The 25,718-nt window shown below is 48.6% G+C and carries 16 protein-coding genes; 11 read left to right on the plus strand and 5 right to left on the minus strand.

What is annotated here, in order from left to right:
- Positions 1-313 precede the first annotated feature (313 nt).
- The 5 genes from BP71_RS05700 to BP71_RS05720 all read left to right on the plus strand — a co-directional run bounded on the left by BP71_RS05700 (position 314) and on the right by BP71_RS05720 (position 10,097).
- Positions 314-3,559 (plus strand): SusC/RagA family TonB-linked outer membrane protein, encoded by a 3,246-nt coding sequence (locus BP71_RS05700; RefSeq protein WP_496377497.1) that lies wholly within the window; start codon positions 314-316, stop codon positions 3,557-3,559.
- 40 nt (positions 3,560-3,599) lie between these two features.
- Complete coding sequence (locus BP71_RS05705; protein ID WP_496377499.1) at positions 3,600-5,111, plus strand: RagB/SusD family nutrient uptake outer membrane protein; 1,512 nt, start codon at positions 3,600-3,602, stop codon at positions 5,109-5,111.
- Between the two features lie 262 nt (positions 5,112-5,373).
- Positions 5,374-8,070: a PQQ-dependent sugar dehydrogenase gene (locus BP71_RS05710; protein ID WP_496377502.1), complete on the plus strand. Its 2,697-nt coding sequence runs from the start codon at positions 5,374-5,376 to the stop codon at positions 8,068-8,070.
- 273 nt (positions 8,071-8,343) lie between these two features.
- The gene (locus tag BP71_RS05715; RefSeq protein WP_496377504.1) at positions 8,344-9,201 is read left to right on the plus strand and encodes a hydroxypyruvate isomerase family protein; all 858 of its coding nucleotides are present in this window, start codon (positions 8,344-8,346) and stop codon (positions 9,199-9,201) included.
- A gap of 26 nt (positions 9,202-9,227) precedes the next feature.
- Positions 9,228-10,097: a hydroxypyruvate isomerase family protein gene (locus tag BP71_RS05720; protein WP_496377506.1), complete on the plus strand. Its 870-nt coding sequence runs from the start codon at positions 9,228-9,230 to the stop codon at positions 10,095-10,097.
- 406 nt (positions 10,098-10,503) lie between these two features.
- On the opposite strand, the gene BP71_RS05725 is transcribed toward BP71_RS05720, so the two are convergent.
- Together BP71_RS05725 and gyrA are read right to left on the minus strand one after the other, a co-directional pair.
- The gene (locus BP71_RS05725; protein WP_496377508.1) at positions 10,504-11,961 is read right to left on the minus strand and encodes a tetratricopeptide repeat protein; all 1,458 of its coding nucleotides are present in this window, start codon (positions 11,959-11,961) and stop codon (positions 10,504-10,506) included.
- Positions 11,962-12,033: 72 nt separating this feature from the next.
- Entirely contained in the window at positions 12,034-14,661 is a 2,628-nt protein-coding gene (gene gyrA / locus BP71_RS05730; protein ID WP_496377510.1) for a DNA gyrase subunit A, read from the minus strand.
- A gap of 282 nt (positions 14,662-14,943) precedes the next feature.
- Between gyrA and BP71_RS05735 the strand changes: the two genes are divergently transcribed.
- The 5 genes from BP71_RS05735 (at position 14,944) to BP71_RS05755 (ending at position 19,619) form a co-directional block, all read left to right on the plus strand.
- Complete coding sequence (locus BP71_RS05735) at positions 14,944-16,248, plus strand: gluconate:H+ symporter (protein ID WP_496377512.1); 1,305 nt, start codon at positions 14,944-14,946, stop codon at positions 16,246-16,248.
- 103 nt (positions 16,249-16,351) lie between these two features.
- Positions 16,352-16,828, plus strand: a complete 477-nt coding sequence (locus BP71_RS05740; RefSeq protein WP_496377514.1) for a RidA family protein — start codon at positions 16,352-16,354, stop codon at positions 16,826-16,828.
- 92 nt (positions 16,829-16,920) lie between these two features.
- On the plus strand, positions 16,921-18,030 hold the full coding sequence (locus BP71_RS05745; RefSeq protein ID WP_496377516.1) for a D-TA family PLP-dependent enzyme: 1,110 nt from the start codon (positions 16,921-16,923) through the stop codon (positions 18,028-18,030).
- A 24-nt stretch (positions 18,031-18,054) separates the two neighbouring features.
- Positions 18,055-19,125 (plus strand): dipeptidase, encoded by a 1,071-nt coding sequence (locus tag BP71_RS05750; protein WP_496377518.1) that lies wholly within the window; start codon positions 18,055-18,057, stop codon positions 19,123-19,125.
- Between the two features lie 242 nt (positions 19,126-19,367).
- Positions 19,368-19,619, plus strand: a complete 252-nt coding sequence (locus BP71_RS05755; protein WP_496377520.1) for a hypothetical protein — start codon at positions 19,368-19,370, stop codon at positions 19,617-19,619.
- 411 nt (positions 19,620-20,030) lie between these two features.
- Here the strand turns inward: BP71_RS05755 and BP71_RS05760 are convergent, their stop codons facing one another.
- The 3 genes from BP71_RS05760 to BP71_RS05770 form a co-directional block, all read right to left on the minus strand.
- Complete coding sequence (locus BP71_RS05760) at positions 20,031-20,591, minus strand: DinB family protein (protein ID WP_496377522.1); 561 nt, start codon at positions 20,589-20,591, stop codon at positions 20,031-20,033.
- A 71-nt stretch (positions 20,592-20,662) separates the two neighbouring features.
- Complete coding sequence (locus tag BP71_RS05765) at positions 20,663-21,247, minus strand: Crp/Fnr family transcriptional regulator (RefSeq protein WP_496377524.1); 585 nt, start codon at positions 21,245-21,247, stop codon at positions 20,663-20,665.
- 27 nt (positions 21,248-21,274) lie between these two features.
- The gene (locus tag BP71_RS05770) at positions 21,275-23,512 is read right to left on the minus strand and encodes a bifunctional alpha,alpha-trehalose-phosphate synthase (UDP-forming)/trehalose-phosphatase (RefSeq protein ID WP_496377526.1); all 2,238 of its coding nucleotides are present in this window, start codon (positions 23,510-23,512) and stop codon (positions 21,275-21,277) included.
- A 458-nt stretch (positions 23,513-23,970) separates the two neighbouring features.
- Here BP71_RS05770 and BP71_RS05775 point away from each other — a divergent pair, with 458 nt between their 5' ends.
- Positions 23,971-25,692 (plus strand): hypothetical protein, encoded by a 1,722-nt coding sequence (locus BP71_RS05775; protein ID WP_496377528.1) that lies wholly within the window; start codon positions 23,971-23,973, stop codon positions 25,690-25,692.
- The last annotated feature ends 26 nt before the right edge of the window (positions 25,693-25,718 follow it).

Here is a 25,718-nt window from a genome sequence, read left to right on the forward strand (position 1 = left end):
ATGAATAATTGTCTTTTACGCGTCAGAAAGACATTTAATTCTTAGAGTATTCCAAATCTTCGTCAACCCTAAAATCTGCCAGTTTTCCGGGAAATCACAAACGTCGGAACACCACCTCCTTTTCGCCATGAGACGAAAGCGATATTTTTTAAACTATCAAAAATAAACACTGCTGATTTTTCCCAATCCCGACAAATTGTTCACTTAAACCGATGACTATGAGATTAGAAAGCTTAACCGATTAACCCGATCCTCCTGGGCATTTCACCAATGTTCAGGCCTCTGCTAATTACTAAATCTAAAACATAATCCTATGAATCAATTTCGACAACCCCTTTACCGTGTCCGGTTGAACGCTATGCTCAAGCAATCGGTCGGACAGGTTCTGATCGGAGCAGCATGCGGCTTCAGCGCGATGGCCGGTAATCCCCTTGCCTTTAATCCCATGGCGCCTGGTAACTACATTACGGTAGATCGCACGATCAAGGGCAAAGTCACCGACGATACCGGCGAAAAGCTGCCGGGTGTGAGTGTGGTCGTAAAAGGCTCCAATGTAGGTACGGTATCCGACGCTGACGGCAGTTACTCCGTCAACGTTCCCGATAACGGTGCTACCCTGATATTTTCCTCCGTTGGCTTCCTCAGCCAGGAAGTTGCAGTGGGCTCTAACTCGGTCATTAATATCAAACTTGCCACCGATGCCAAGGCATTGACAGAAGTCGTGGTGGTAGGGTACGGCAGCCAGTTGAAAAAAGAAATTACAGGCGCGGTACAGACCGTCAAAAGTGAAGAACTGAAAGATATACCCGTTTCGCAGGTAACTCAAAAGCTGCAAGGGCGTCTGGCTGGTGTGCAGATCAACCAAACCACTGGTAAGCCAGGGCAGGGGATGGCGGTCCGTATTCGCGGCCAGGTGTCGGTGACGGCGGGTAGCGATCCGCTTTATGTCATCGACGGATTCCCGATCACCGGTACGATCGGCCAGATGAACCCGGATGAAATTGAAGACATCACGATCCTGAAAGATGCAGCCTCCACATCGCTTTATGGTTCGCGCGCGGCCAACGGCGTAGTCCTGATCACCACGAAACGCGGGAAGCCCGGGCAGACCAGCGTTAGTTTCAATGCATATGCCGGGATTCAAAAGGTTCCCAAAAGAGGTCGCATCGAGATGCTGACTGCCGAAGAATTCGCTCAATTCAAGAAGGAATCGTTCGAAGACGAAAACAGAACCGTACCTAAGGAATTCGAAGATCCTTCGAAGTACCGCGGTAAAAACAACGACTGGTACGATGCGCTGCTGCGCACAGCGCCCATTCAGAGCTACAACCTTACGGTCAGCTCAAACAAGGAAAACATGAAGACTTCCCTTGTCGCGGGTGTTTTCAACCAGAAAGGCGTTGTTTTGAACAATAATTACAAACGCTACTCACTGCGCATGAACACCGAGTTCGATATATCGACAAAGGTAAAAATGGGTTTCAACGTGGCTCCGCAGTTTGTTTATGACAATACGCCCCGAACGGACGGTGACCGCGGAACAGGTGTTCTATTCAATGCATTGCATACCTGGCCGGTAATGCCTATCCGGGATGAAAACGGCGAACTTACCAAGTTCAACAGATTCCCCGACGCTACTGGTAACATTTTTGCCTACCCCAACTGGGTACGTGCTGCGAACGAGCTGACCAACGAAACGAAGATCAACAAATTGCTGGGTAATACTTACCTGCAATACAACCCGATCAAAGGGCTGACGCTGAAATCGACGTTAAACATCGAGATGGAGAGCAACAAGTTCTTCTTCTTTAACCCGTCTACGGCAACCAGCAACATCAACGTCGCCGTTCCGACGACAGCCGTTTCGATCCGCCAGAATTACCAGAACTTCTCCTGGCTGAACGAAAACCTTGCGACGTATAACCACAGTTTTAACGACGCCCACAACTTCGAATTACTGGGTGGGGTTTCGCTTCAGAGATTCCGTCAGGAGATTGACCGTATCACGGCGAACACCTACACGGATGATCGCCTGCCGACAATCCAGGGAGCAATCAACATAGACCGTGGCGGAAGTTTCAACGTCAATGGCATCTCAGGATCCAACACATTTAATGATGCCAATGAGTGGGCATTGATGTCTTACATTTCCCGCCTGACCTACAATTACAAAGGCAAATACCTCTTTACCGCAGCGTTGCGGGCGGACGGTTCAAGCCGTTTCGGTGCAGACAACCGTTGGGGAACTTTTCCATCGGCATCGGTGGGTTGGGTTGTTTCAGATGAAAACTTCATGCAGGCTATTCCCAAGGTTTCCTTCGCGAAGTTCCGTGCAAGCTATGGTGTGATCGGCAATAACAACATCGGTAACTACACCCAGTATGGTCTCGTCAGGAATACAATTAACGTTGTCAACGGGTCGAACGTGAATACTGGTGCCGCTGTGACATCACTTGCTAACCGTAACCTGGGCTGGGAAACAACCAAACAGTTTGATGCAGGTCTGGACCTGGGGCTCCTCAATGACCGTATCCAGCTGATCTACGACTTCTACACTAAACGGACAACGAACCTGCTTTACGCCGTTCAGGTGCCACAGGAGTCGGGTTTCACAAACTACAATGATAATATCGGCGAGATTAAATTCTGGGGACATGAGGTGGCGGTCACTACCCGAAACCTGGTAGGTAAGCTGAAATGGACGACCAATGCGAACATTTCATTCAACCGCAATAAGGTGATGGAACTTGCGCCGGGTATCGACCGGGTATATGGCACATTCCACATCAGCCAGGTAGGTCAGCCATTTGGTATGTTCTATGGCCTCGTCAAAGAAGGCTTCTATATGAGCAAGGAGGAGTTGGCTAAATCGCCTATTATTCCCGGCCGTTCTGCCATCGGTACGATTAAGTACAAAGACATCAATAACGACGACATAATCACTAATGGTGGCGATGCGGACGACCGTACCATCATCGGTAACCCCTTCCCGAAATTCACTTATGGTATTACCAACAACCTGAACTATGGAAATTGGGACTTCTCTATCGTGGGTTCAGGATCGCAAGGCAATGAGTTATGGGTACGCCACTTGTACAGTACCGCCAACCTCGACGGTGTATTCAACATGGTCGCTGGTGCCAAAGACCGTTTCCGCGTGAAAAACGGCCCCAACCCGCTTACCGGAGTTCCCGAAGCTCAAACGGTGATCACCCCGGGTAAAGGCATGTACGGCGCCACCAACAACGGAGGTACTTATACGGGTGTGGAACGCGACTGGAACAGCTCGCACTTTGTCGCAAATGCATCTTACTTCACGATCAGGAACATCACATTGGGTTACAACCTGCCCGCAGTGAACAAGTTCTTCAAGTCGGCCCGCCTTTACGCAAGCGTTCAGCAAGTGTATGTGTTCACCAAGTATTGGGGTGGTCCTAACCCTGAAACCAGCGCTGCCGGCGACGGACAGGGTGATGGTGGTAACCTGAGCCAGGGCGTGGATCTTTCAAATTACCCCGTACCACGTACCTGGACGATCGGTGTGAACCTGAACTTCTAAGCCCGACTTGTAAAAACATCCCATCTTAATTCCGATAGAAATGAAAAGAAAACATATAACGGTCTGGATTCTGGCGGCGGCTATGATGACCGGTTGCGGAGATAACTTCCTCACGGTTAATCCCGAAACCGCATTGACTTCGAACAACTTCTTTACCTCCGAGAGCGACTTCAAACAAGCTGTCAACGCGGCTTACGAACCGTTCCGGCAAATGTACAATGAACGTGCCTGGGTGTTGGAGGAAATGCATTCCGACAATACCTACTATGCCCGTAACACGCTCTATGGCGCCGTGGATCCAACGGAAAACGTAGCTGATTTTGCAGTTCCGACAGCCAATGGAATCACTGCTAACGACAACGTGCTCCAACAGTATCGTTTGAACTACCGGATTATTGCCCGGGCAAATCAGATCCTCGCATTGATCGACGGTGTAGACTTCGACGCTGTCTCCAAGGCAAACCTGAAAGGGCAGGCATTATTCCTGCGTGCATTCTGCTACTTTGACCTGGTCCGCCTGTTCGGCAAAGTACCTCTGCACCTTATTCCCGTGGTAGGTCGCGACGATGCGCCGATGCCGTTGTCAGCTACCGAAGAGATCTACGCACAGATTGAGAAGGATGCCAAGGATGCAAGTACAATCCTGTTCAATAAGGCAACGCAGGAGCCGGGGCGTGCTACATCCGGTGCCGCCAAGACGTTGCTGGCTAACCTTTACATTACTCAGAAGAAGTGGGCTTCGGCGGAAACTTTGATGAAAGATGTCATTGCCAAGGACGGATATGCCCTGATGCCTGACTACAACGATGCATTCTCGTTTACAACTGCCAACAAAAACAACAAGGAATCTGTATTTGAGATCCAATACATGGAAGGTTCTTCGGGGTACAATGGTAACCAGATTTACCGCTTCATTCCGTCGCCAATCACGGCCATCGAAATAGCGCCGCTCACCGGAACTTCCAACCCGCAGGGTACCTCTCAGGAAAGTAATAACATTCCAACGCCTGATCTCATCGCTGCATACGAAACCGGTGACAAAAGGAAAGATATATCGATCGGTTATGTAACGCTTAGCGGCAGTCGTGTCACAAACAAGACCTATCCTTATATCAAGAAATATGCGCGACCACATTCCTTACATAACAACACCGGTCAAAACTGGCCTGTTTACCGTTACGCAGAAGTGCTGCTGTTCCTCGCAGAATCTTTGAATGAGCAGGGTAAACCTGCCGATGCGGCCATGTATCTCAATCAGGTACGTACCCGCGCCGGGCTGGCGGCTACCAAGGCGGCTTCTCAGGCAGAGATGCGTGAAGCCATTTTCAAAGAGAGAAGGGTAGAGCTGGCATTTGAAAACAAGCGCTGGTTTGACCTCACCCGCACGGGCCGTGTGAAGGAGATCATAGGTGCTTACGGTGCGAAGGTCAAAGCTAACCCGCAGGCTTACTATTTCCCGTCGGACGCTGTGCCTCCGACAAATGCTTTCACTGTACTGGACGACTACTACGGCCTGCCAGCGGTAGAAGCTGCCCTGACACCGCATTTCTGATGGATGTTTGAACGAATAGAAAAGTGCAGCGGGCGGAAGCTCACTGCACTTTTTGCATTATCAGGGAATTAGTTCCGACTTATATGCCGAATACCCCACACAACAGGATAGTCGCATGGATGTTTACCTATAATATTGTGTTTATCAGATTATTTGAAGTTTTAGTTTGCTTTATTTAAGAAGATATAGGCTCTGTCAGTCAGGCTTCAACGGTACTTCCACCATTTTTTCAATCATAATTACTTAAACTCTGAGCTGTAAAATGTACACAAAAAAACAATGGTTAAAACTTCCGATGACACTCGCGGTGCTACTGGCCGTGGGCGTTTTCTGTGGAGTAATGCTGAGTAACCGAACTGCCAAACACCGCCCTCCCGGCTCAAAAGTTGACAAAATAAAATTGCCGGATGGCTTTAAGGCCGAACATTTATATAGCCCTTCGGAGGAAAAAAATGGTTCATGGGTCTCTATGACTTTCGATGACAAAGGACGCATGATCACTTCTGACCAGTACGGCGGTTTGTTCCGTTTGGTAATACCGGCGATCGGATCTACAGAAAAGCCCACGGTTGAAACCCTTAAAGTCGAAGGAGATACGGCTAAGGTAGCGATGGGATATGCGCATGGATTGCTCTACGCATTCAACAGCCTGTATGTGATGATCAACAATCGCTCCAATCCACGTTTCCCCAAGGGCAGCGGTCTCTACCGGTTACAGGACACGGATAACAACGATCAATACGATAAAATCACATTGATCAAGCCACTGAAAGGAGAAGGGGAGCACGGTCCGCACAGTATCGTGATGGCTCCCGACAAAAAATCCCTGTTCGTAGTGGCCGGTAATTTCACCGACCTGCCGACTATGGATGTGTACCGCCTGATGCCTAACTGGAAAAATGACAACCTGTTCCCGTTCATCAAGGATCCGCGCGGACACGCGACCGACCGTAATGCTCCCGGGGGGTGGATCGCTCATACAGATCCGGAAGGAAAAAAATGGGAATTGTACACAGCCGGTTTCCGTAACCCATACGATATTGCATTCAATGAAGCGGGTGACCTTTTCGCTTATGACTCGGATATGGAGTGGGATTTCGGGACACCATGGTACCGTCCAACACGCGTTTGCCACGCGGTGAGCGGCGGTGAGTTCGGATGGAGAACAGGTTCGGCCAATACGTCGCCTGCATTCGCCGATTTCCTTTCACCGGTTATGAATATCGGGCAAGGATCACCTACCAACCTCATTTACCTCAAAGACGCACGCTTCCCAGCGAAATACAAAAACACATTGCTCGCATTCGACTGGTCATTTGGTATCGTTCACGGTCTGCATCTCAAACCCAGCGGCTCAACCTATACTGCCGATCACGAAGAATTCCTTTCGGGTGCACCGCTTCCATTAACCGACGGCGCCATTGGCCCTGACGGCGCATTGTATTTCCTGACCGGCGGCCGCCGTCTAGAATCGGACCTTTATAGAGTGTATTATGGTGATTACAAGAATATTGCACCTGGCTCAAATGCAGCGACGCCGGTGATCACCAATGAGCACAAGCAACGCACAGCAATCGAAGAATACCATGTTAAGAAAGACCCAAAAGCAATTGATCTCGCATGGCCTCTTTTGAAAAGCCCTGACCGCTTTCTGCGTTACGCGGCCCGGCTAGCTATTGAACATCAACCTGTTGCGCAGTGGGAGAGTAAAGTTTTTGCCGAAAAAGACCCGCAATCTGTCATCTATGCAGCCATTGCATTAGGCCGCCAGGGTGATTCAACCAAAGTAGGAGGGCCCCTTTTGAAAAAACTGGCCACTGTCGATTACGCCAAATTGGATGACCTTCAAAAGCAGGCATTGCTCCGCGCTGTTGAAGTGATCCTGTATCGCACCGGACAGCCGGATGCAGCGACGAAAACACAGCTCATTGCGTATCTTAATCCTAAATATCCGTCACCCAGCGCATTGCAGAACCGCTTTTTGGCCAAAATCCTGATTACACTGGAAGCACCCAAAGTGGTTGAAAAAACGCTGGGACTGATCACGAAAAACGAGAAGTTCGACGATAAGGATAACGAAATGGTCACTGCATCGGCGGACCTGATCCTCCGTAACCCGCAATACGGACTTGATCTGGCCGGTTTGCTTGAAAAAATGCCGCCTGCCCAGCAAACGTTCTACGCCATCATGCTCAGCAGCGCTAAAACAGGCTGGACGCCAGCTTTGAGAGACGAGTATTTTAAGTGGTTCCATAAAGCTTTCAGCTACCAGGGGGGGCGGAGTTACATCGGCTTCATCGATAAAGCCCGTCAACTCGCATTGAAGAACGTCCCTTCCGACAAAGTGGCACATTACAACAAAATGTCTGGATCTGAGCTCCTTACAGGAACAGGAAACGATCTTGTTAAATTGTACACACCGAAAGGACCGGGCCGCGGGTGGAAAGTTGACCAGGCTGTGTCGTTGGTTCAGGATAGTCTTGCCAACCGTGACTTCGAACGCGGCAAGCAGATTTTTTCCGCCGTTCTTTGCAGCCGTTGCCATACGATCCAGGGTGAGGGTGCCGATGTGGGTCCGGAGCTGACCCAATTGGGAACACGCTTTTCGGTAAAAGACATGCTGGAAGCGATCATTGAACCCGACAAGGCGGTTTCCGACCAATACGCTTCGATCTCGTTCCAGTTGAAAGACGGACAATCAATCGTGGGACGTGAAGTCAACCAGGATGCCAACTTCTACTATGTATCACAAAACCCATTTGATCCTAAAACGATCCGGAAGGTGAGTAAGAAAGAAGTTGTTTCGACCAAAATTTCACCGGTGTCGATGATGCTGCCAGGTCTGATCAACGGCCTTAACCCGAACGAATTGCGTGACCTGGTCGCTTATCTGATGGCTGGTGGCAATAAAAACAATCCGATCTATACCGAATCTGCTTCTGCAAAAGGAGGAAAATAGATCCGTCGGTTTTTTGAGTAGATTATAATTAATTAGGCTTAAGATAGTGGTGCTGCGTGTTGACTGTAATGCTTTTAGAGCGAAAACAGTCCGGCAGCATCACTACTTTTTTGTAGCGTTGAGTAGCAAGCAAAGATTAAATCAATCGACGTATATAAATATACGGCAGAACGGAGGAAGGCTGCTTTTTTGAGGTACCGGCAACTTATATTATATCAGATAGTTACATATTAAATGAATTCACACTCAAATCGAAGAAAAGCGCTTAAAAGTATGGCTGCGGCGGCAGGCCTGGGTACTTTTTCCACGTCACTGGCTGGCGCATTTGCTGCTTCCGAAAAAGCACTGGGATCAGCACTGAATGGCAAAATCAACCACTCCGTTTGCAAATGGTGTTATAGCAAAATCCCTCTGGATACATTTGCACAGGAATGTAAGAAAATAGGACTGACATCCATTGAATTGCTGGGACCGGAAGAATGGCCGGTGATTCAGAAATATGGTCTGACCTGCGCCTTGCCCTGGGGCGAAGGCCTGACGAGAAGCATTGACAAAGGCTTCAACGATCCCAAAAATCATGAGGAACTCATCAAAGGTTTTGAAGATGTGATACCCAAAGTACGTGCTGCGGGCTATGACAAAATCATCTGCTTCTCAGGAAACCGCCGCGGCATGTCGGACTATGATGGAATCCGCAACTGCGCCGAAGGTATCAGGAAACTGATCCCAACAGCCGAAAAACATAATGTAACCCTGGTAATGGAGCTGTTGAATAGCAAAGTCAATCACAAGGATTACATGTGCGACCGGACAGAGTGGGGGGCTGCCCTCTGCGAAGCCGTTGGTTCTGAGAAGTTTAAGTTGCTTTACGATATCTACCACATGCAAATCCAGGAAGGCGACGTCATCGCTACTATTAAAAAGTATCATAAGTACATTGCACATTATCACACTGGCGGCGTTCCGGGCCGACATGAAATCGATGAAACGCAGGAACTGTATTATCCGTCAATCATGAAAGCCATTGTAGAAACCGGTTACAAAGGATTTGTAGGGCAGGAGTTTGTACCAAGCCGAGGCGACGATCTCGCGTCACTTAAACAGGGAGTAACCATTTGTGATATTGCTTAAACACTGACATTCAACGGATTCATATTATGTCAACCAGAAGAAACGCCTTAAAACATATTGCAGCGGGGACTGCCGGTATTTTATCCATCTCGGATGTTTTCGCCAAAAACGAAGCTGTTCTGGGTACTAAACTCAATGGTAAGATCAATCATTCGGTTTGCAAATGGTGCTACGGTAAGATCCCGCTCGACACTTTCGCACAGGAATGTAAAAAGATCGGTATTACGTCCATTGAACTCCTTGGACCGGAAGATTGGCCGACGTTAAAAAAATACGGGCTCACTTGTGCGTTGCCTAACGGCGCAGGAATGGGCATTGAAAAAGGATTTAATGATCCCGCTTTACACGACGAGCTGGTCAAAAGCTACGAGGAGCTTTTTCCGAAACTGAAAGAAGCAGGTTATAAAACAGTCATTTGCTTTTCCGGTAACCGGCGCGGCATGTCCGACATCGACGGGATGAGAAACTGTGCGGTTGGTTTGCGGAGATTGATGCCTTCCGCAAAAAAGCACGGTATTACAATGATCATGGAATTGCTGAATAGTAAAGTCAATCACAAGGATTACATGTGCGACCATACTGCCTGGGGCGCGGGTCTTTGCGAAATGGTAGGTTCGGAAAATTTCAAACTGCTTTACGATATCTATCACATGTCTATCATGGAAGGCGACGTCATTGCGACGATCCGCCAGTACCATAAATACATCGGCCATTACCACACCGGCGGTGTGCCGGGCCGCAACGAAATCGACGAAGGTCAGGAACTATATTACCCGGCGATTATGAAAGCGATCGTCGATACAGGCTTTAAAGGTTTTGTCGCCCAGGAGTTTATTCCGAAGCGTGAGCCATTAGCTTCTTTACAGGAATGTGTGAAGATTTGTGATATTGCTTAACAAGCATCGGTTGGATCTGACCGTTTGAGTGAAATGTATATTCTAAAATGGCGCTATTTTGATCAAATAGCGCCATTTTGCACTAAAAATCGATTTTCATGAGCGAGTTCATAGCCGCTCGAAACAGCTGTTAACCTCACTGTATTTGAGACAGATAAATCTCAAACCAATCCAATTCGGATCGCTGACGTTTTAACAGGAGATCTTGCCCCACATCCAGGACGCTTTGTTTAAATCTCAGAACGTTGTCACCAAAGTATACTGAACGCTTAATTGAACTCGGAGATATTGGCAGTGATCTAATCTGATGTTTAGTTGTTGTATAATTTATATTATGTTAAATAGATTCCATTAAAAGGAAATAGCACTGATGTAGTCAGTGCTATTTCCTTTTATACTCTACTTACTATTCTTCGATACAAGCCACTCCCTTTGCAGCGAATTGTTCAAGAACACCATTCAGGTTTGTAAGGTTGTCTTTTGCCTCAGCTTCGTCTTTAGCCTGGATGGCTTTTTCGAAGTATGGTTTTGCTTTTTTGAATTTACCGCAAACACGACCTTCAACTTCCTTACCACGTTGCTGGTATTCAGTCATGTTCATGTTATCCACTTCACCTTTCAACTGCACAGCTTCATTGAAGTAGAAAACGCCCAGGTTATAAAGTGCATCGTAGTTGGTCGCGTCGATCTCCAAAGCTTTCTTGTAGTTAAGAATCGCTTTGTCGCTTGCTTCCTTTTGTTTCGCTTTCGCGTCGGCAAGTTCCTTTTGCGCCGCTGCTACATCCTGACCTTTGGCAGCTTCCTGGGCAGCTTTCACTTCACCTTCCAATTTGGCGATGGCCTCAACGCTTTCTTTCTTTTTCGCATTCACATCAGCAAGCTGGCGTTTCAGGTCTGCATTCTTAGGTTGCTTTTTAATCAGCGCGCCGATACGTTTTACTTCACCGTCATACACTGCAATCTTGTCTTTTTCAGCAGTCAGGTTCTTTTCAGCAGCGGCGGCAGTGTTTGCTCCTCCGCCCGCTTTGGCGCTCAATTGCTTCACTTTGTCGGTAGCTGTTCTGTACATGTTGTCATACAAAATAGCCAGATTTACCACATTTTGGGTGTTTTTAGGATCAGCAGCGGCCAAAGCTTCAAGTTCTTTGATAGCCTGATCTTCCTTACCCGATGCCAACAGTATATTAACAACCTCCGCTTTCAGGTCTTTGTTTCCGGGTGATTGTGTCAACCCCTTATTCAAAGTTTCAATCGCCTTATCGAAATTGTTTTCCGAACGGTAAAGCTGAGCCAAACCGTAGAATACACTGGGGTCCTTTCCTCCGTTAGCAGCATATTTTTCAAAATTGGTTTTCGCAATATCCTTTTTATCAAGCTGTTGCGCAGCGATACCTCCATAAAGAGATGCCAAAGTATCTTTCTTGTTAATCTCCTGAGCAGCCTGGAACATCTCCAAAGCACCGTTCAGGTTTTTAGCCTGGTATTTCTCAGCGCCTTGCTTTACAAATGCATTGAAAAGCTGTGTACCCTCGCCGCCAGCCAGTATATTGCTTGCCTCCTTCGATGATTTACCAGGTTCTCCTTTCTTCGTAACATCCAGCTCAACAACCTTTTTGTAGGCTTCCATGGCCGTTTTTGCTGCACTCGAATCTACCTCAGAACCTTGCAGAGCTATATTTTCATAAAGTTTTGCACGCTCCAACCAGAATGCCGCCTTCGCGCTCGATTTTGGGTCGGTTGCATCTTTATCGCTTTTCTCTTTATCCTTACGATATCCATCTACCATAGCCTTGTTCACAGCGTCCTGCGCCATCGCAGCACAGCCGAACAGACTAAGTGCAGAAACAAAAAACAGTTTTTTCATAAATATTAACTTTGGTTGTGATTGATTGTTCGAGTTTTAAATATAAATCAATTAATACAATTTTTACAAAAATCATGCCTCTGCGTCGTCAGAAGGCTCATCATCGCCCTCCTCTTCGTCATCGGCTACATCTTCATCTGCCTCGTCCAATTCATCCGATACCAATAACTCCTCATCCGCAGCTCCCTCGATCTGCCCTACCGGTTTCTGCACTACGTTACCTTCTTCATCCAGCTCTTCGGCTTTTTCATCCGGGTCTTTCAGAATTCTGGTTACCGAGGTGATTTCGTCGCTGTTGTTGAGTCGGATCAACTTCACGCCCTGGGTATTACGTCCAGCCTGGCGGATGTCCAATACGCTCATCCTGATAGCAATTCCGTTTCGGGTGATGATCATCAGGTCGTCCTCTTCCGTCACTTCCCGGATCGCCACCAGCTTACCTACCTTGTCGGTTGCATTCATCGTTGAAACGCCCTTACCGCCACGGTTTGTAACGCGATAACTATCTATGGCAGAACGTTTTCCAAAACCATTTTCTGACACCACCAGTAATTGTGCGTCTTCACGGCTTATACAAACCATACCGATCACCTTATTACCCGGGTCATTCAGATTGATACCACGTACGCCGGCAGCGGTACGCCCCATTGGTCGCACGCCTTTTTCATTGAACCGGACTGCCCTACCCGCGGCCGACGCGATGACGATATCATTGTCTCCGTTGGTCAGCGCCACATTCAGCAGACGGTCACCCTCGTTGATAGATATTGCAATGATCCCGTTGGTACGCGGACGTGAATATGCTTCGAGCAAAGTCTTTTTGATCGTACCTTGCTCGGTACACATAATAAGGAAATTATTGTTGATATAATCATCATCCGATAATGTCTTCACATTGATCACGGAGCGGATCGAATCACCGGTTTCCAGGCTGATCAGATTCTGGATCGGACGGCCTTTTGAAGTTTTACTTCCTTCCGGTACCTCGTATACCTTCATCCAGAACAATTTACCGTATTCTGTGAAAATCAGGAGGTAATTCAGCATCGTCGCAGAGAACAAATGCTCGGTGAAATCGGTGTCCTTGGTTTTTACACCGCGTGAACCTACACCACCTCTTGTTTGTGTACGATATTCTGAAAGCGGTGTCCGCTTGATATAACCCTCCTTCGAAATAGTGATCAGCATCTCCTCATCGGCGATCATGTCTTCATCGCTGAATTCTTCCGCTGAAAACTCGATCTTGGTCCGACGTTCATCACCATAACGCTCTTTAATGTCGGTCAGCTCGGTTCTGATGATTTCGAACTTGCGGTACTCGTTGGCAAGAATGTCTTTCAAATCTGTGATCAGGATCATGATCTCTTCGTATTCCTTCACGATCTTGTCTCTTTCCAGACCTGTCAGACGTTGCAAGCGCATTTCAAGAATCGCACGCGCCTGGATTTCCGACAGCGTAAATTGCTCCATCAATCCCGTCTTCGCTGTTTCAGGGTCGCGGGCGGCGCGGATCAATGCGATCACCGCATCGAGATTATCGAGTGCAATCAGCAAACCTTCGAGAATATGTGCGCGTTTTTCAGCTTCACGTAACTCAAATTCAGTCCGGCGGGTAATGACAACGATCCGGTGATCAACGTAATGCTTGATCAGGTCTTTCAGGTTCAGCAACACCGGGCGTCCTTTTACAAGCGCCACGTTGTTGACCCCGAACGAAGTCTGCAATGGGGTGTATTTGAACAAATGGTTCAATACAATATTAGGTATCGCATCCTTTTTCAAGTCGAATACGATACGCATCCCATCGCGGTCCGACTCGTCACGGATGTCGGAAATGCCATCGAGCTTTTTGTCATTGATCAACGACGCGATCCGTTCGATCATCGCCGCCTTGTTGATCATATAAGGTATCTCGGTAACGATAATCTGCTCACGGCCGGTTTTCGAAACCTCGAACTGCGCTTTGGAACGCATGATAATGCTACCGCGGCCGGTTTCCATGGCGGAACGCACACCGTTGTAACCATAAATGATACCACCCGTCGGGAAGTCAGGAGCTTTTACGTGCTCCATCAGTTCCGGGATTGTAATGTCGTTGTTGTCGATGTAAGCGAGCACGCCGTCCACAACCTCACTTAGATTGTGTGGCGCCATATTGGTAGCCATACCCACCGCGATACCGGAAGATCCGTTTACGAGCAGGTTAGGAAACTTGGCAGGGAGCACCGATGGCTCGCTCAATGAATCGTCGAAGTTGGGTTGAAAGTCAACCGTATCCTTTTTAAGATCTGCAAGCAGCTCGTCCGCAATTCTTTTCAGCCTCGCCTCCGTATAACGCATCGCTGCCGGGTTGTCACCGTCGACCGACCCGAAGTTACCCTGGCCATCGACAAGCGGGTAACGCAAAGACCACGGCTGAGCCATGCGCACCATTGTGTTGTACACAGAAGAGTCGCCATGCGGGTGATATTTACCCAAAACTTCCCCAACGATACGAGCCGACTTTTTATGGGACCGATTGTAGCTTACGCCCAGATCTTCCATCCCATAAAGCACCCGTCTGTGAACGGGCTTCAGACCATCGCGAACGTCGGGTAAAGCGCGGGAAATAATAACGGACATCGAGTAATCGATGTAGGCGCCACGCATTTCATCCTCAATATTAATGGGGATAATGTTTTCACCAGAAGATTCTGCCATAAAGAATTAGAAAAGAATCAAAATTTAAAGTGAGAGATTAAATATGTTCAACCGCTCAGTGGATTAATACAATCTTACAGGTACTAAAAAATCAAATTTCGCTATTTTAAAGCATTCTAACAAACTATCTTTTGTGCTATTTTGGGCTTCTGAGCGTATATGCGTGACATTCCGTTCATTACCTCTCCGAAATATCGCTGGGAAAACTAAATTGGCTTCTATCATTAAATTTTCCTTTCTTCCAGCTTATTACCAAAAGCTTACTTTTCGACAATTTCACTTATGCCGTTATTACTGACCTTTATCGCAATTCTCGCGCTTATTTTACTGATTGCCTGGCTCAAAATCGATACTTTCATCTCTTTCCTGCTCGTATCCATTGCACTCGGACTGGCAAGCGGGCTCGACGTCGACACGGTAAGCAAAGCCATTCAAAAAGGTGTGGGAGGAACGTTGGGGGATCTGGTGCTCATTGTCGGCTTCGGCGCGATGCTCGGGAAGATGGTGGCCGATAGCGGGGCGGCTCAGCGGATTACCGATGCGTTAATCAGTCTCTTTGGCCAAAAATACATCCAATGGGGTATGGCGCTGGCAGGTTTTGTAATAGGAATTCCTTTGTTTTACAATGCGGGTTTCGTGATCGTGATTCCATTGATTTTTATGATCAGCGCCACCGCCCGATTACCACTATTATATATAGGAGTGCCCATGCTTTCGGCCTTATCGGTGGCTCACGGGTACCTCCCACCCCACCCTTCTCCGGCAGCCATCGCCAGTCAGTTGCATGCAGATCTGGGCAAAACCCTCTTCTATGGTATGATCGTTTCACTCCCGGCCATCGCGGTCGCCGGCCCGATTTTCGGGAGTACGCTGAAGCGCTTCCAGCCTAAACCGGATGCTGATCTTTTCAATGTAAAGCCACGACCGACGTCTGAACTTCCCGGCCTGGGAATCAGTGTCATTACCGCTTTGCTTCCCGTGTTTCTGTTAACGACCATGTCGGGTGTTAAACGCGTTTACCCTGAGAACAAACTGATCGGGCTGCTCGCTGAACCCTATTTCGGCATGCTCGTTTCCGTTCTTTTCGCGGCCTATGCATTGGGTGTGAAACGCGGGATGACTATGAAAAAGATAGGCAAATCGATGGAAGAAGCATTCAAAGGTGTCTCTGTGATTTTGCTGATCATCGCCGGGGCAGGCGTTTTTAAAGAAATCATGACAGCGAGCGGTGTGAGTACCTATATCGCCGAGAGTCTTAAGGGAATGGAAATATCTCCTCTCCTGCTGAGCTGGGCCATCGCGGCGGTGATCCGTGTTTGCGTCGGTTCCGCCACCGTGGCCGGGCTTACTACTGTTGGCATACTAGCGCCGCTACTGGCTAATTCCGCTGTCCCCCCCGAGCTACTGGTGCTCGCCATCGGATCCGGCAGTCTGATGTTCTCGCATTTGAACGACGGTGGTTTCTGGCTCTTCAAAGAATACTTCAATCTGAGCATCAAAGACACCCTCCTGACCTGGTCAGTGATGGAAACAATTGTGTCAGTTATGGGTTTACTGGGCGTTTTAGTGCTAAATTTGTTCGTCTAGCCCTACCCGGCACTATCCGGCAAATCGTATCGGCTGCCGTCGCAGCTGGTCAGTATCTTATTAATCAAATGCAAACGGCTGATAGCCAACATTCTTTATTATTATGGACAAAACACCTGAATCAAACTTCGCAGCACTTGGATTAAACCTTCCTCCGGCCCCCAAGCCCGTCGGCGTTTATAAGCCCTTGCTCATCGTCGATAAACGTTGGGTTTATGTTTCCGGGCACGGTACCGTACAGGACGACGGCACGCTGATCAAAGGCAGGATCGGGAAAGACCTCGATGCGGATCAGGGAAAACTGGCCGCGCGCCAGGTGGGCCTGGCTATTCTTTCAACTTTGAAAGCCAACCTGGGCAGCCTGAATCGCGTGAAAAGGGTGATTAAAGTACTGGGAATGGTTAACTGTACCACCGACTTTGAAAAACATCCCTTTATTATCAACGGATGCAGCGAACTCTTCGCGAAAGTCTGGGGTGAAGAGAATGGCATCGGCGTCAGAAGTGCCGTGGGAATGGGTACTCTTCCCGATAATATCCCGGTGGAGATCGAAGCGATGTTTGAACTAGAAGAAAAATAATTTTGACCGGGTCGCCGGTGCAATGACCGAATGATTGAATATCAGTCCGGTATTCAATCATTCGGTCATTCAGTCACTCAATCATAAACACCATGTGGTACCTGCTCAACACCCCCGAAGAAATCATTTCGCCGTCTTTGGTCTTTTACAGAGAACGCATTGAAAGCAACATCCGAAGCATGGTGAACATTGCAGGAGACGCCGATCGGCTGATCCCGCACGTGAAAACCCATAAATGCCCGGAGATTGTAAAAATCCAGTTATCGGCCGGGATTTCAAAGTTCAAATGCGCCACCATTGCCGAAGCTGAAATGCTCGCCGAATCCGGGGCACGCTGGATACTGATTGCCTATCAGCTCGTCGGGCCGAATGTCGACAGACTTTTCCGGCTGCAGGGAAAATATCCGGAAGTAACCTTTGCATCGCTGGTTGACAATGACCAAACGGCCACATTGCTAAGCGAGGCGTCTGTGGCCCGCGGCGTACGGTCCACGCTGTTTCTCGACGTGAACAATGGTATGAACCGTACCGGGCATGCCACGGACGAATCACTGCTCTCGCTCTACCGCTATGTCAGCAGCCTCGAAGGCCTTGCTTTCGGCGGTGTGCACATTTACGACGGACATATACGTAATCCTGAGTTTTCAGAACGCAAAGCGGCGGCCGACGAAGCCTATGAAACAGTACTTCCATTGCTCGACCGCATTGAAGCCGAATGCGGGTATGAACCCATGATCATAGCGGGAGGCTCCCCTTCATTTACAGTTCATACGCTCCGCCCCGATGTATATCTGAGCCCCGGTACCAACGTACTTTGGGATTGGGGGTACGGTGACCGTTTCGATGGCCAGCCGTTTGAGCATGCGGCCCTGATCCTCACACGGGTCGTTTCCAAACCAACTGTGGGCATCATTACCATCGACTTGGGCCACAAAGCTATTTCAGCGGAAAACCCGGTTGAAAACCGACTTCGTCTGCTCAATCTAAGTGATTACACCGTACTCGGGCAAAGCGAAGAGCATGGTGTGTTACAGGTGGACTCCGAAACCTGGGAGTCGGTACAGATAGGTGATGTTTTTTACGCATTACCCTTCCATATCTGCCCGACTGTCGCCTTACATGACTTTGCAACCGTCATCGAAAATGGCGAAATCGCCGGCGAGTGGAAAATTACTGCACGCAGCCGGAGAATTACAATCTGATCTGAAATCCTTAACCCGAGATACATGTTTTTATTCGATGCACACCTCGACCTTTCCATGAATGCAGTGGAATGGAACCGGGATCTGACGCAGGATCTTTACGCCATCCGTGAACGCGAAAAGAACCTTACCGACAAACCCGACCGCGGCAAGGGCGTGGTAAGCTTTCCTGAAATGCGCAAGGGTAACATTGGCATTTGTGTTGCGACACAGATCGGGCGTTATATCCGACCGGATAGCAAAATCCCCGGTTGGCATTCTCAGGCTCAGGCATGGGCGATCACCCAGGCACAGGTAGCGTGGTATAAAGCCATGGAAGAAGCAGGTGAAATGGTGCAAATCACCGGACTCGCAGGGCTTCGGGCACATCTCGATCTATGGCAGAATGCAGAATCGACTGAAAATCTGCCCATCGGGTATATTCTGAGCCTCGAAGGAGCCGATTCTTTTGTGACTCTGAAAAACCTGGAAACCGCTTACGGATACGGTTTGCGCGCGATCGGTCCGGCGCACTATGGCCCGGGCGTGTACGCATATGGTACGGATTCTGACGCCCCGTTGTCTGATAAGGGCAAAGATCTTCTCCGCGAAATGGATCAGCTCGACATGATCCTCGATGCCACGCATCTTTGCGACACCGCGTTTTGGGAAGCCATGGACCTTTACAGGGGGCCGGTCTGGGCCAGCCATAACCTCACCCGCACGATTACGCCCCATAACAGGCAGTTTTCAGACGATATGATCAAAGTATTGTTGGAGCGAAAAGCGGTCATTGGTATGGCGTTCGATGCGTGGATGATGATCCCCGGCTGGGTACGGGGAAAATCGACTCCCGAAAGTACCGGTCTCAAAATAGAACATATCGCACAACATATCGATCACATTTGCCAGCTGGCTGGCAATGCCCTGCATGTCGGTATCGGCTCGGACCTGGATGGCGCCTATGGCAAGGAGCAATCCCCGGGCGACCTCGATTCGATCGCCGATCTGCAATCCATCACAACTATTCTGTCCAAACGCGGATACTCAGAAGAAGACATCGAGCGTATTATGTGGCGCAACTGGGTCGACTTCCTTGAAACCAACTGGGTCTGAGCAATGTTACGGATTCGCAATATGAGAATTTATAAAATCTAATAAATTCTTAATATAACAATACCGTCAGTTTTCAAAAAAGCTTCGCAACTTTCCATCATGGTTGCGAAGCTTTTTTGTTTTGTCAAAATAATTCAACCTTACTTATTTGTAATTATTATAAATAAGTAGCAATTTTGAGATATTAAATCAACGATCTGGATTCAGCGGTAACATCCGCACTCAATTTCACGTGACGAACAATGACCAATACCTATAAAATTTTCTTTCGAACCAACATCAAGGCTAGTAAGTCGTTGCAAAAATTGCACGATTGCCTGAAACAGTTGAATGTCAAACACTGGGCGTATGATTTCCAGGACTTTCTACTGACACTGACCTCCGAGTTATCCGATTTTACGCGCATTCAGTCCGCATTGCGCTCTGCCGGATATGTTTGTCATTTTATCAAACTTGAAAATATCAATGAAACGGGCAATCTGTCTGTTTCGTAGTGTCCTACTGTACGTTTAACGGCTTAACAATGCGTGAAAAAGCAGTTCCGGCAAACCGGAACTGCTTTTTTGTAGTAGACGGCCCTCCCACTTCTGCCTCCGCTACGTCTTCCAGTTATTTTCCGGCTAATAAATGAGGTTTTTGTTACCAATGGGCGAAAACATACGTCAAAAAACTAAGTTATTAGTTTGTAGAATTTCACGGTAAATATTTGCAACTGCCCTCACCTTGTTAATTATTACATACCAGGCAGTTAGGCCAGACTTGGCGGAACCTGTAAATAATCAAGGAAAAGGTTAAAGAGGCCGCGTACCCATTTTAACGCAATAGAGGTTTCACCATATAAAAAATCAACATAACTAAGAAAATAGTTTTTAGCGTATGGTTTCGCCCATTAGTAACGAAAACCTCTAAATGCGCTGTGGAACCAGATTCCGCTTCGCCTGCTGCATGTGACGCTCGTTATGCGCGATGATGAACTGAAACACGTCACCGACCTTCATCCGAACGAATGGCAGAATCGAAACCGGGATCCGGATAGCGTTCAAGTCCTTTCGCAGACCTTCCCGCAACAGATGTAACAGATCCTCCTGCTGACGGATAAACTCTCCGACAACCGCGGCGGAATCGAGATTTGACTCCGGTATGTGCCCCCTGAATGCCTTGTATTTCCGCTTGCCGGTCTGCGGATCCATCATCCTGACAAAATAGCCGCCCAGCCAGGTACTGGTGAACGTTGTGTCGGTGGTTTGTGGCGCTTCGGCCAGCTTTTGCCGCATTTTGGGAAGATAGTAATGCCCGTAGCTGTTCAGATGATCCAGGCATTGAACGATACTCCATCCGCCGTTGGCCGACGGCCGGTTCAGAAAAGCATCGTCTCTGTTTTGAAACAGCGATACGGTATCCGCGATGTGCTGTTCGACCTGCTCGTCTAACCTTTGCAGTAATTCTTCTTTATTGACCGTTTTCATGGAATCTCCAATCGTTTAACAATGCAAAGTTGCACAGGCATCATTCCATAATGTTTGGTAAAAACCAACATTTAAATACGGACCTTGTTTACCAGCTTACTGAAATTGGTCGGGTCGATGCCCAGGTAATTGGCGAGGTATTTATGCGGAACAAGTTGCAGGATATGGGGGCTGCGTCTCAGGAGGTTTCTGAACTTATCCTCCGATGAAAAACACTGGACTTCGACCAGCCGCTCCAAAATACCGGACAGCGACTGGGTAATGCCCGCCCGAAGCATTCTTTCGATGCCGGGCCGCTGGTGCGCTATCGCTTTGAAATCACTGTATGGCGCCCTGATAAAGCGTGAGGGTGTTAATGCCTCATAATAATAGCGTGACGGCACTTCCATCAGCATGGAATCGATTATCCCTCCAAAAGATGGCGCGTAGGTAAATACGAGCGTTGCTTCCCGATTTCGGTCATCCAGGTAATAAATCCTCTGAACGCCTTCCGTTACAAAATATAGGTGGCGCTCCGTCTCTCCGGCAGATGTTACGATCTCCTTACGTCTGGCCGTAAACGGTTTCCATATACCGGCCAACGCGTCCCAATCCGCTTCGTCGAGCGGATGGATGACTTTAACGACCGAATAAAGTAATTTTAGCGGTTCCTCCATTGAACCGCTAAAATACAAAACCGGGTGTTACTCGCCTACGGGTGATACCATAAAATGCAGGAAGTGAAATACTTCATCCTGGCTTCGGATATGATTGCGGGCGGCCGACAGATCGTCCCCGATTTTGACAGTGAACGAAGTCTCAGGCAGTGCCTCAAACATATCCTCATCCGTGGTATCGTCGCCAATGGCCATGATGAAATCAAAAACACCCGTCTCGACAAACATACGGGTTGCCGTACCTTTGTTGAAGGCCGTCTTTTTGACTTCCACCACTTTGTTGCCGTCAATCACCTGCAAATTAAGCTCCGGCTGAATGTAGTTTTTCAGCTGCCAAAGCAACTCCTGCGCCCGGCGGCTGGCATACTCTTTGTCATCCGCTGTGCGGTAATGCCAGGCCAATGCGGTTTCCTTCTCTTCGACAAATGCGCCCGGGCATCGTTTGGCATAAATCTGCATCATCGGGCGGATGCTTTCTTTCCAGTTCTCTTCATACCCCTCATTCAGCTGCCATTCCGATGCGCCTTTTTCCTTGATCAATGCGCCATGTTCGGCAATCATATGCACGGGTAGTTCACTGAATAGCTTATCGAGAAAATAGCGATCACGTCCACTGACGATTACCACCGTATCGCGTTTCGCGATCTCATGCAGCAATTTCTTTACGTCTTCTCCAATAATAGCTTTCGCAGGATCAGGTACAATGGGCGCTAACGTCCCGTCATAATCGAAAAACAAAATCCTGTTATTGGAGGACTGATATGCTGACCGGATTGCGTCGATTCCTTTATTATTGAGAAAGACCTGTCGCAAGCGGTCATGTTCTAATTCCAGCATGGTCATTTGGGTAAAAAAATCATTAGTCCATGCAAAGACATCGTAATCACGAATCCTTTCCCGCATGGCTTCCATTCGTTTGGTTTGTTCCTCTTCCGGCATTTCGAATGCCGTCTTGATCGCGTCGGCGATATCCTGGCGGTCAAGTGGGTTAATAATCAATGCTTCACCCAATTCGGCAGCCGCCCCGGCCATTTCGCTGAGGATCAGCACGCCTTTACCGTCCTTCCGGCTTGCTACATATTCCTTGCAGACCAGGTTCATCCCGTCGCGCACGGGTGTGATCAGCGCCACATCACTGGCCGTGTACATGCCCACCAGCTCGGGGTAAGGCATAGACCGGTATTGATAAATAATGGGTTGCCAGGAAATACTTCCGAAATCAGCATTAATTTTGCCAACCGTCTGATCTATATCGGATTTCATCTGCTGATACTGCTCGATCGTGTCCCGTGACGGAACTACCACCATCACCAACGATACCTTTTCGTGCCATTCCGCGTTGAGCTCCAAAAACCGTTGGTACCCGCGAAGCCGGTGAATGATTCCCTTTGAATAATCAAGGCGGTCAACGGAGAAGATAATCCGCTCTTTTAACGACTGGCGAGCCTCCGAACGTGCCGCTGATACGTCGGGATCATCGAATGCATCATTAAATTTGTCGAAATCTATACTGATCGGAAACGAATCCACCTTCACGATCCGGTTTCCCAGGTTGATATAATGTAATTTATTCCCCAGTTCGGAGACAAGTCTCGCAGCCTTCAAAAAATATTCCACGTAATCGTTCGTGTGAAATCCCACTACATCAGCACCAAGAATTCCGTCGACAATGGCCTTACGCCAGGCCACCGGTAACATCCGGAATATCTCGAAGGAAGGGAATGGAATGTGAAAGAAAAAGCCGCTTTTATTATCTGGATAATGCCTCCGGATCAGCTCCGGCAATAGCATCAACTGATAGTCCTGAACCCAAACCACGTCCCCTGGCCTGATCACTTCCCGCAGCTTTTCGAAGAAGAGCTGATTGGCCTGCTGATATGCTTCAAAGTAAACGTCGTGGAACTGTGCGAGCGAAGGAAAATAATGGCAGAGCGGCCATATCAGATTGTTGCAGAAGCCTTCATAGTAATTTTCATTGAGTTCTTCAGAAATAAATACGGGATGGGCCTGAAAATTATCGTTCTCCATGGACTGCCCTTCCAGCTCCTCCGGGGAGTTCTCCGAAAAGCCGATCCACTGGATCTTTTGCCGGGCGTCGAAAGCCTGGCTTTGCTGATCTTTTACGAGCGACAATACTGCCGAAACGAGGCCGCCGGAGTTTTGAAATAATCGTGGCTCGTCATTCTCCCGGATGATTTTAAAAGGCAGCCGGTACGCGACAATGATGAGTCTTCCCGTGGTAACTGATTGTGATAAACTTTCCATAGTATGCCTCACGGGCCTCAAAAGCCATGCCAACCGAGCTGCCGACAGCCCATTTTCCTCTACCGGTCCTACAAAAACGGCATATTCTGCCATTTGGCCATCCGGAGAGACCTTTCAGAAAAATGAGCTGATTATCATTTTGATCCGGCTTTGAAGCCAGCCACATTTATAGTAGCTTAGCAGCCGCAACCTCGTTTATCACATTACTGGATCCGGTTCTCCGGAGCAATGCCGCCGGGTATTTGCGAGCAATTAACTTGCTGTATTCCATGAGTTAGTGTGATAGATGACCACAAATACAGGTTTGTCAAAAACCTAAGATTAGTCAAGGACTACAATCATGTAATCGCAGATTAACACTGTGCCACTTATTGTTGTGGGTTGCAGGCGGTCAGAAATGACCGCCATTTTTTTGTAAATTCCCCGCCCGAAGTAAACAAAACCCATTCCCTCCTTCCTTGATGAAATTCCTGCTCACGACCCGCCGCCTTGTGCTTGCCGTCTTATGGGTTCTCTTTGCTCATACCGGCCATGCCCAATTCGAACGGCTCCTGCACAAAACACATGCAGATCGCTACGCGGATATTTATCATCTGTTCGTAACGCACGTGCATCTCGGTGACACCGTCGAGTCTTTTCAATCCATTGCAAAACTGAGAAGCGTTGCCGCGAAGGCCGGCGATCATCCGCTGATGCTGGAAGCCGACCTGCTGCATGCCCGCCTGGCCGTCCTGATTGCTTCCCATGGAGACCGGAAGCTACCAGCGGAATTACCAGCCCTCATCGCCCGGGCGGAAGCAGTGCGCTATGTGCCTGTACTCCTGGCATCACGCATGTTGCTCAGGCACTGGTATTGGTACACCGGCAAAAATTATGAACGCGCTTTCGAGGAATATCTCAAAATGTATCCGTTGCTCCAAAAAGCAAATGGCAGGGAAATCCCCGAAAAAGGCCATATGCTTACCCAAATGGGCGAGGCATACTACTTTTTCGCCGACTACCGGAACGCAATCCGCTTTTCCAGAGAGGCGCTCGGTGTGGAGGTTCGCCAGTCGCTGCGCGGTGTACACAACACAGCCCGGAATACGATCGGATTGAGCTATGTCAGAACCAAATCACTCGATTCGGCCGATTACTACTTTCATAAAATCATCGAAAACGTAGCCGTTGACGACTATGCCGTATGGAAAGGCATTGCACAGGGTGGGTTGGGGCTCGTAGCTTATCTCCGCGGCGACTACCCCCGCGCCATCCCGCTGCTTGAAGCCAATATCGCACAGGCGGTAAAAATTGGTGATTTCGATCAGACAGGCAAGTCGCAAACGCTGCTGAGCGATATCTTCTTCCGCCAGAACCGAATCGGCGATGCAGAAAAGACCATGCAGAAAGCCAGGCAGTCGATCCGCAAATCGGGCATTGAGACTCCCCTGGAACATCTTTTCCAGATTTTCGGGAAGGTGTATGCGGCAAAAGGGCAGCTCAGGCTCACCAGCAACTACCTCGACTCGGCCAATTTCATGAAGGAGCGATTCCAGTGGGAGTTCAATTCGATGCAAATGCACCGCGCCTCCGAAAGGTCACAGATCCAGACACACAGAGCCGCTATGGAGCGGATAGCGGCCGGACAGCAGATCAAAACACTGGAGCGAAATATCCTCCTGATCCTGATCTTGCTGCTGGTGGTACTATCGCTCTACTTTTACAACACCTACTACTACCGCGCACGTGAAAAAGAGCGACGCGCGCAGGCGCAGTTACAGAAGGCAGAACAGGAACTGACCTTCGCAACCATTCAGCTCGAAGAATTTACAAGAAGCATTTCCGAAAAGAATCAGCTTGTGGAGGAGCTGAGCATGCGGTACGGCATCAACGTGAGCGATGAAACCCGGCAGGAACTTCAAAAACTGACAATTCTGACCGATGACCAATGGGAACAGTTTCGGGGATTGTTTGAAAAAATCCATTCCGGCTACCTCAACAGGCTACGTGAAAAACTGCCGGGTCTCACTCCCGCGGAAACACGCTTCATGGCCCTTGCGAAGCTTAACCTCAATTACAAGGAAATGGCGAATACGCTCGGCATTTCGGTTCAGAGTGTCCGGGTGATCCGCCATCGGGTACGCAAAAAGCTAAACCTGCCCGAAGAAGCCGATCTGAACGATGTCGTCCAAACGATCTGATCCAATTTCCCGCATGTAACTCCGGA

Source organism: Dyadobacter ginsengisoli DSM 21015, from assembly GCF_059568735.1.

Bases quoted from the DNA above. Each gene is read 5' to 3' on its own strand.
- BP71_RS05700 (WP_496377497.1), top strand. From the start codon at position 314: ATGAATCAATTTCGACAACCCCTTTACCGTGTCCGGTTGAACGCTATG.
- BP71_RS05705 (WP_496377499.1), top strand. From the start codon at position 3,600: ATGAAAAGAAAACATATAACGGTCTGGATTCTGGCGGCGGCTATGATG.
- BP71_RS05710 (WP_496377502.1), top strand. From the start codon at position 5,374: ATGTACACAAAAAAACAATGGTTAAAACTTCCGATGACACTCGCGGTG.
- BP71_RS05715 (WP_496377504.1), top strand. From the start codon at position 8,344: ATGGCTGCGGCGGCAGGCCTGGGTACTTTTTCCACGTCACTGGCTGGC.
- BP71_RS05720 (WP_496377506.1), top strand. From the start codon at position 9,228: ATGTCAACCAGAAGAAACGCCTTAAAACATATTGCAGCGGGGACTGCC.
- BP71_RS05725 (WP_496377508.1), bottom strand. From the start codon at position 11,961: ATGAAAAAACTGTTTTTTGTTTCTGCACTTAGTCTGTTCGGCTGTGCT.
- gyrA (WP_496377510.1), bottom strand. From the start codon at position 14,661: ATGGCAGAATCTTCTGGTGAAAACATTATCCCCATTAATATTGAGGAT.
- BP71_RS05735 (WP_496377512.1), top strand. From the start codon at position 14,944: ATGCCGTTATTACTGACCTTTATCGCAATTCTCGCGCTTATTTTACTG.
- BP71_RS05740 (WP_496377514.1), top strand. From the start codon at position 16,352: ATGGACAAAACACCTGAATCAAACTTCGCAGCACTTGGATTAAACCTT.
- BP71_RS05745 (WP_496377516.1), top strand. From the start codon at position 16,921: ATGTGGTACCTGCTCAACACCCCCGAAGAAATCATTTCGCCGTCTTTG.
- BP71_RS05750 (WP_496377518.1), top strand. From the start codon at position 18,055: ATGTTTTTATTCGATGCACACCTCGACCTTTCCATGAATGCAGTGGAA.
- BP71_RS05755 (WP_496377520.1), top strand. From the start codon at position 19,368: ATGACCAATACCTATAAAATTTTCTTTCGAACCAACATCAAGGCTAGT.
- BP71_RS05760 (WP_496377522.1), bottom strand. From the start codon at position 20,591: ATGAAAACGGTCAATAAAGAAGAATTACTGCAAAGGTTAGACGAGCAG.
- BP71_RS05765 (WP_496377524.1), bottom strand. From the start codon at position 21,247: ATGGAGGAACCGCTAAAATTACTTTATTCGGTCGTTAAAGTCATCCAT.
- BP71_RS05770 (WP_496377526.1), bottom strand. From the start codon at position 23,512: ATGGAAAGTTTATCACAATCAGTTACCACGGGAAGACTCATCATTGTC.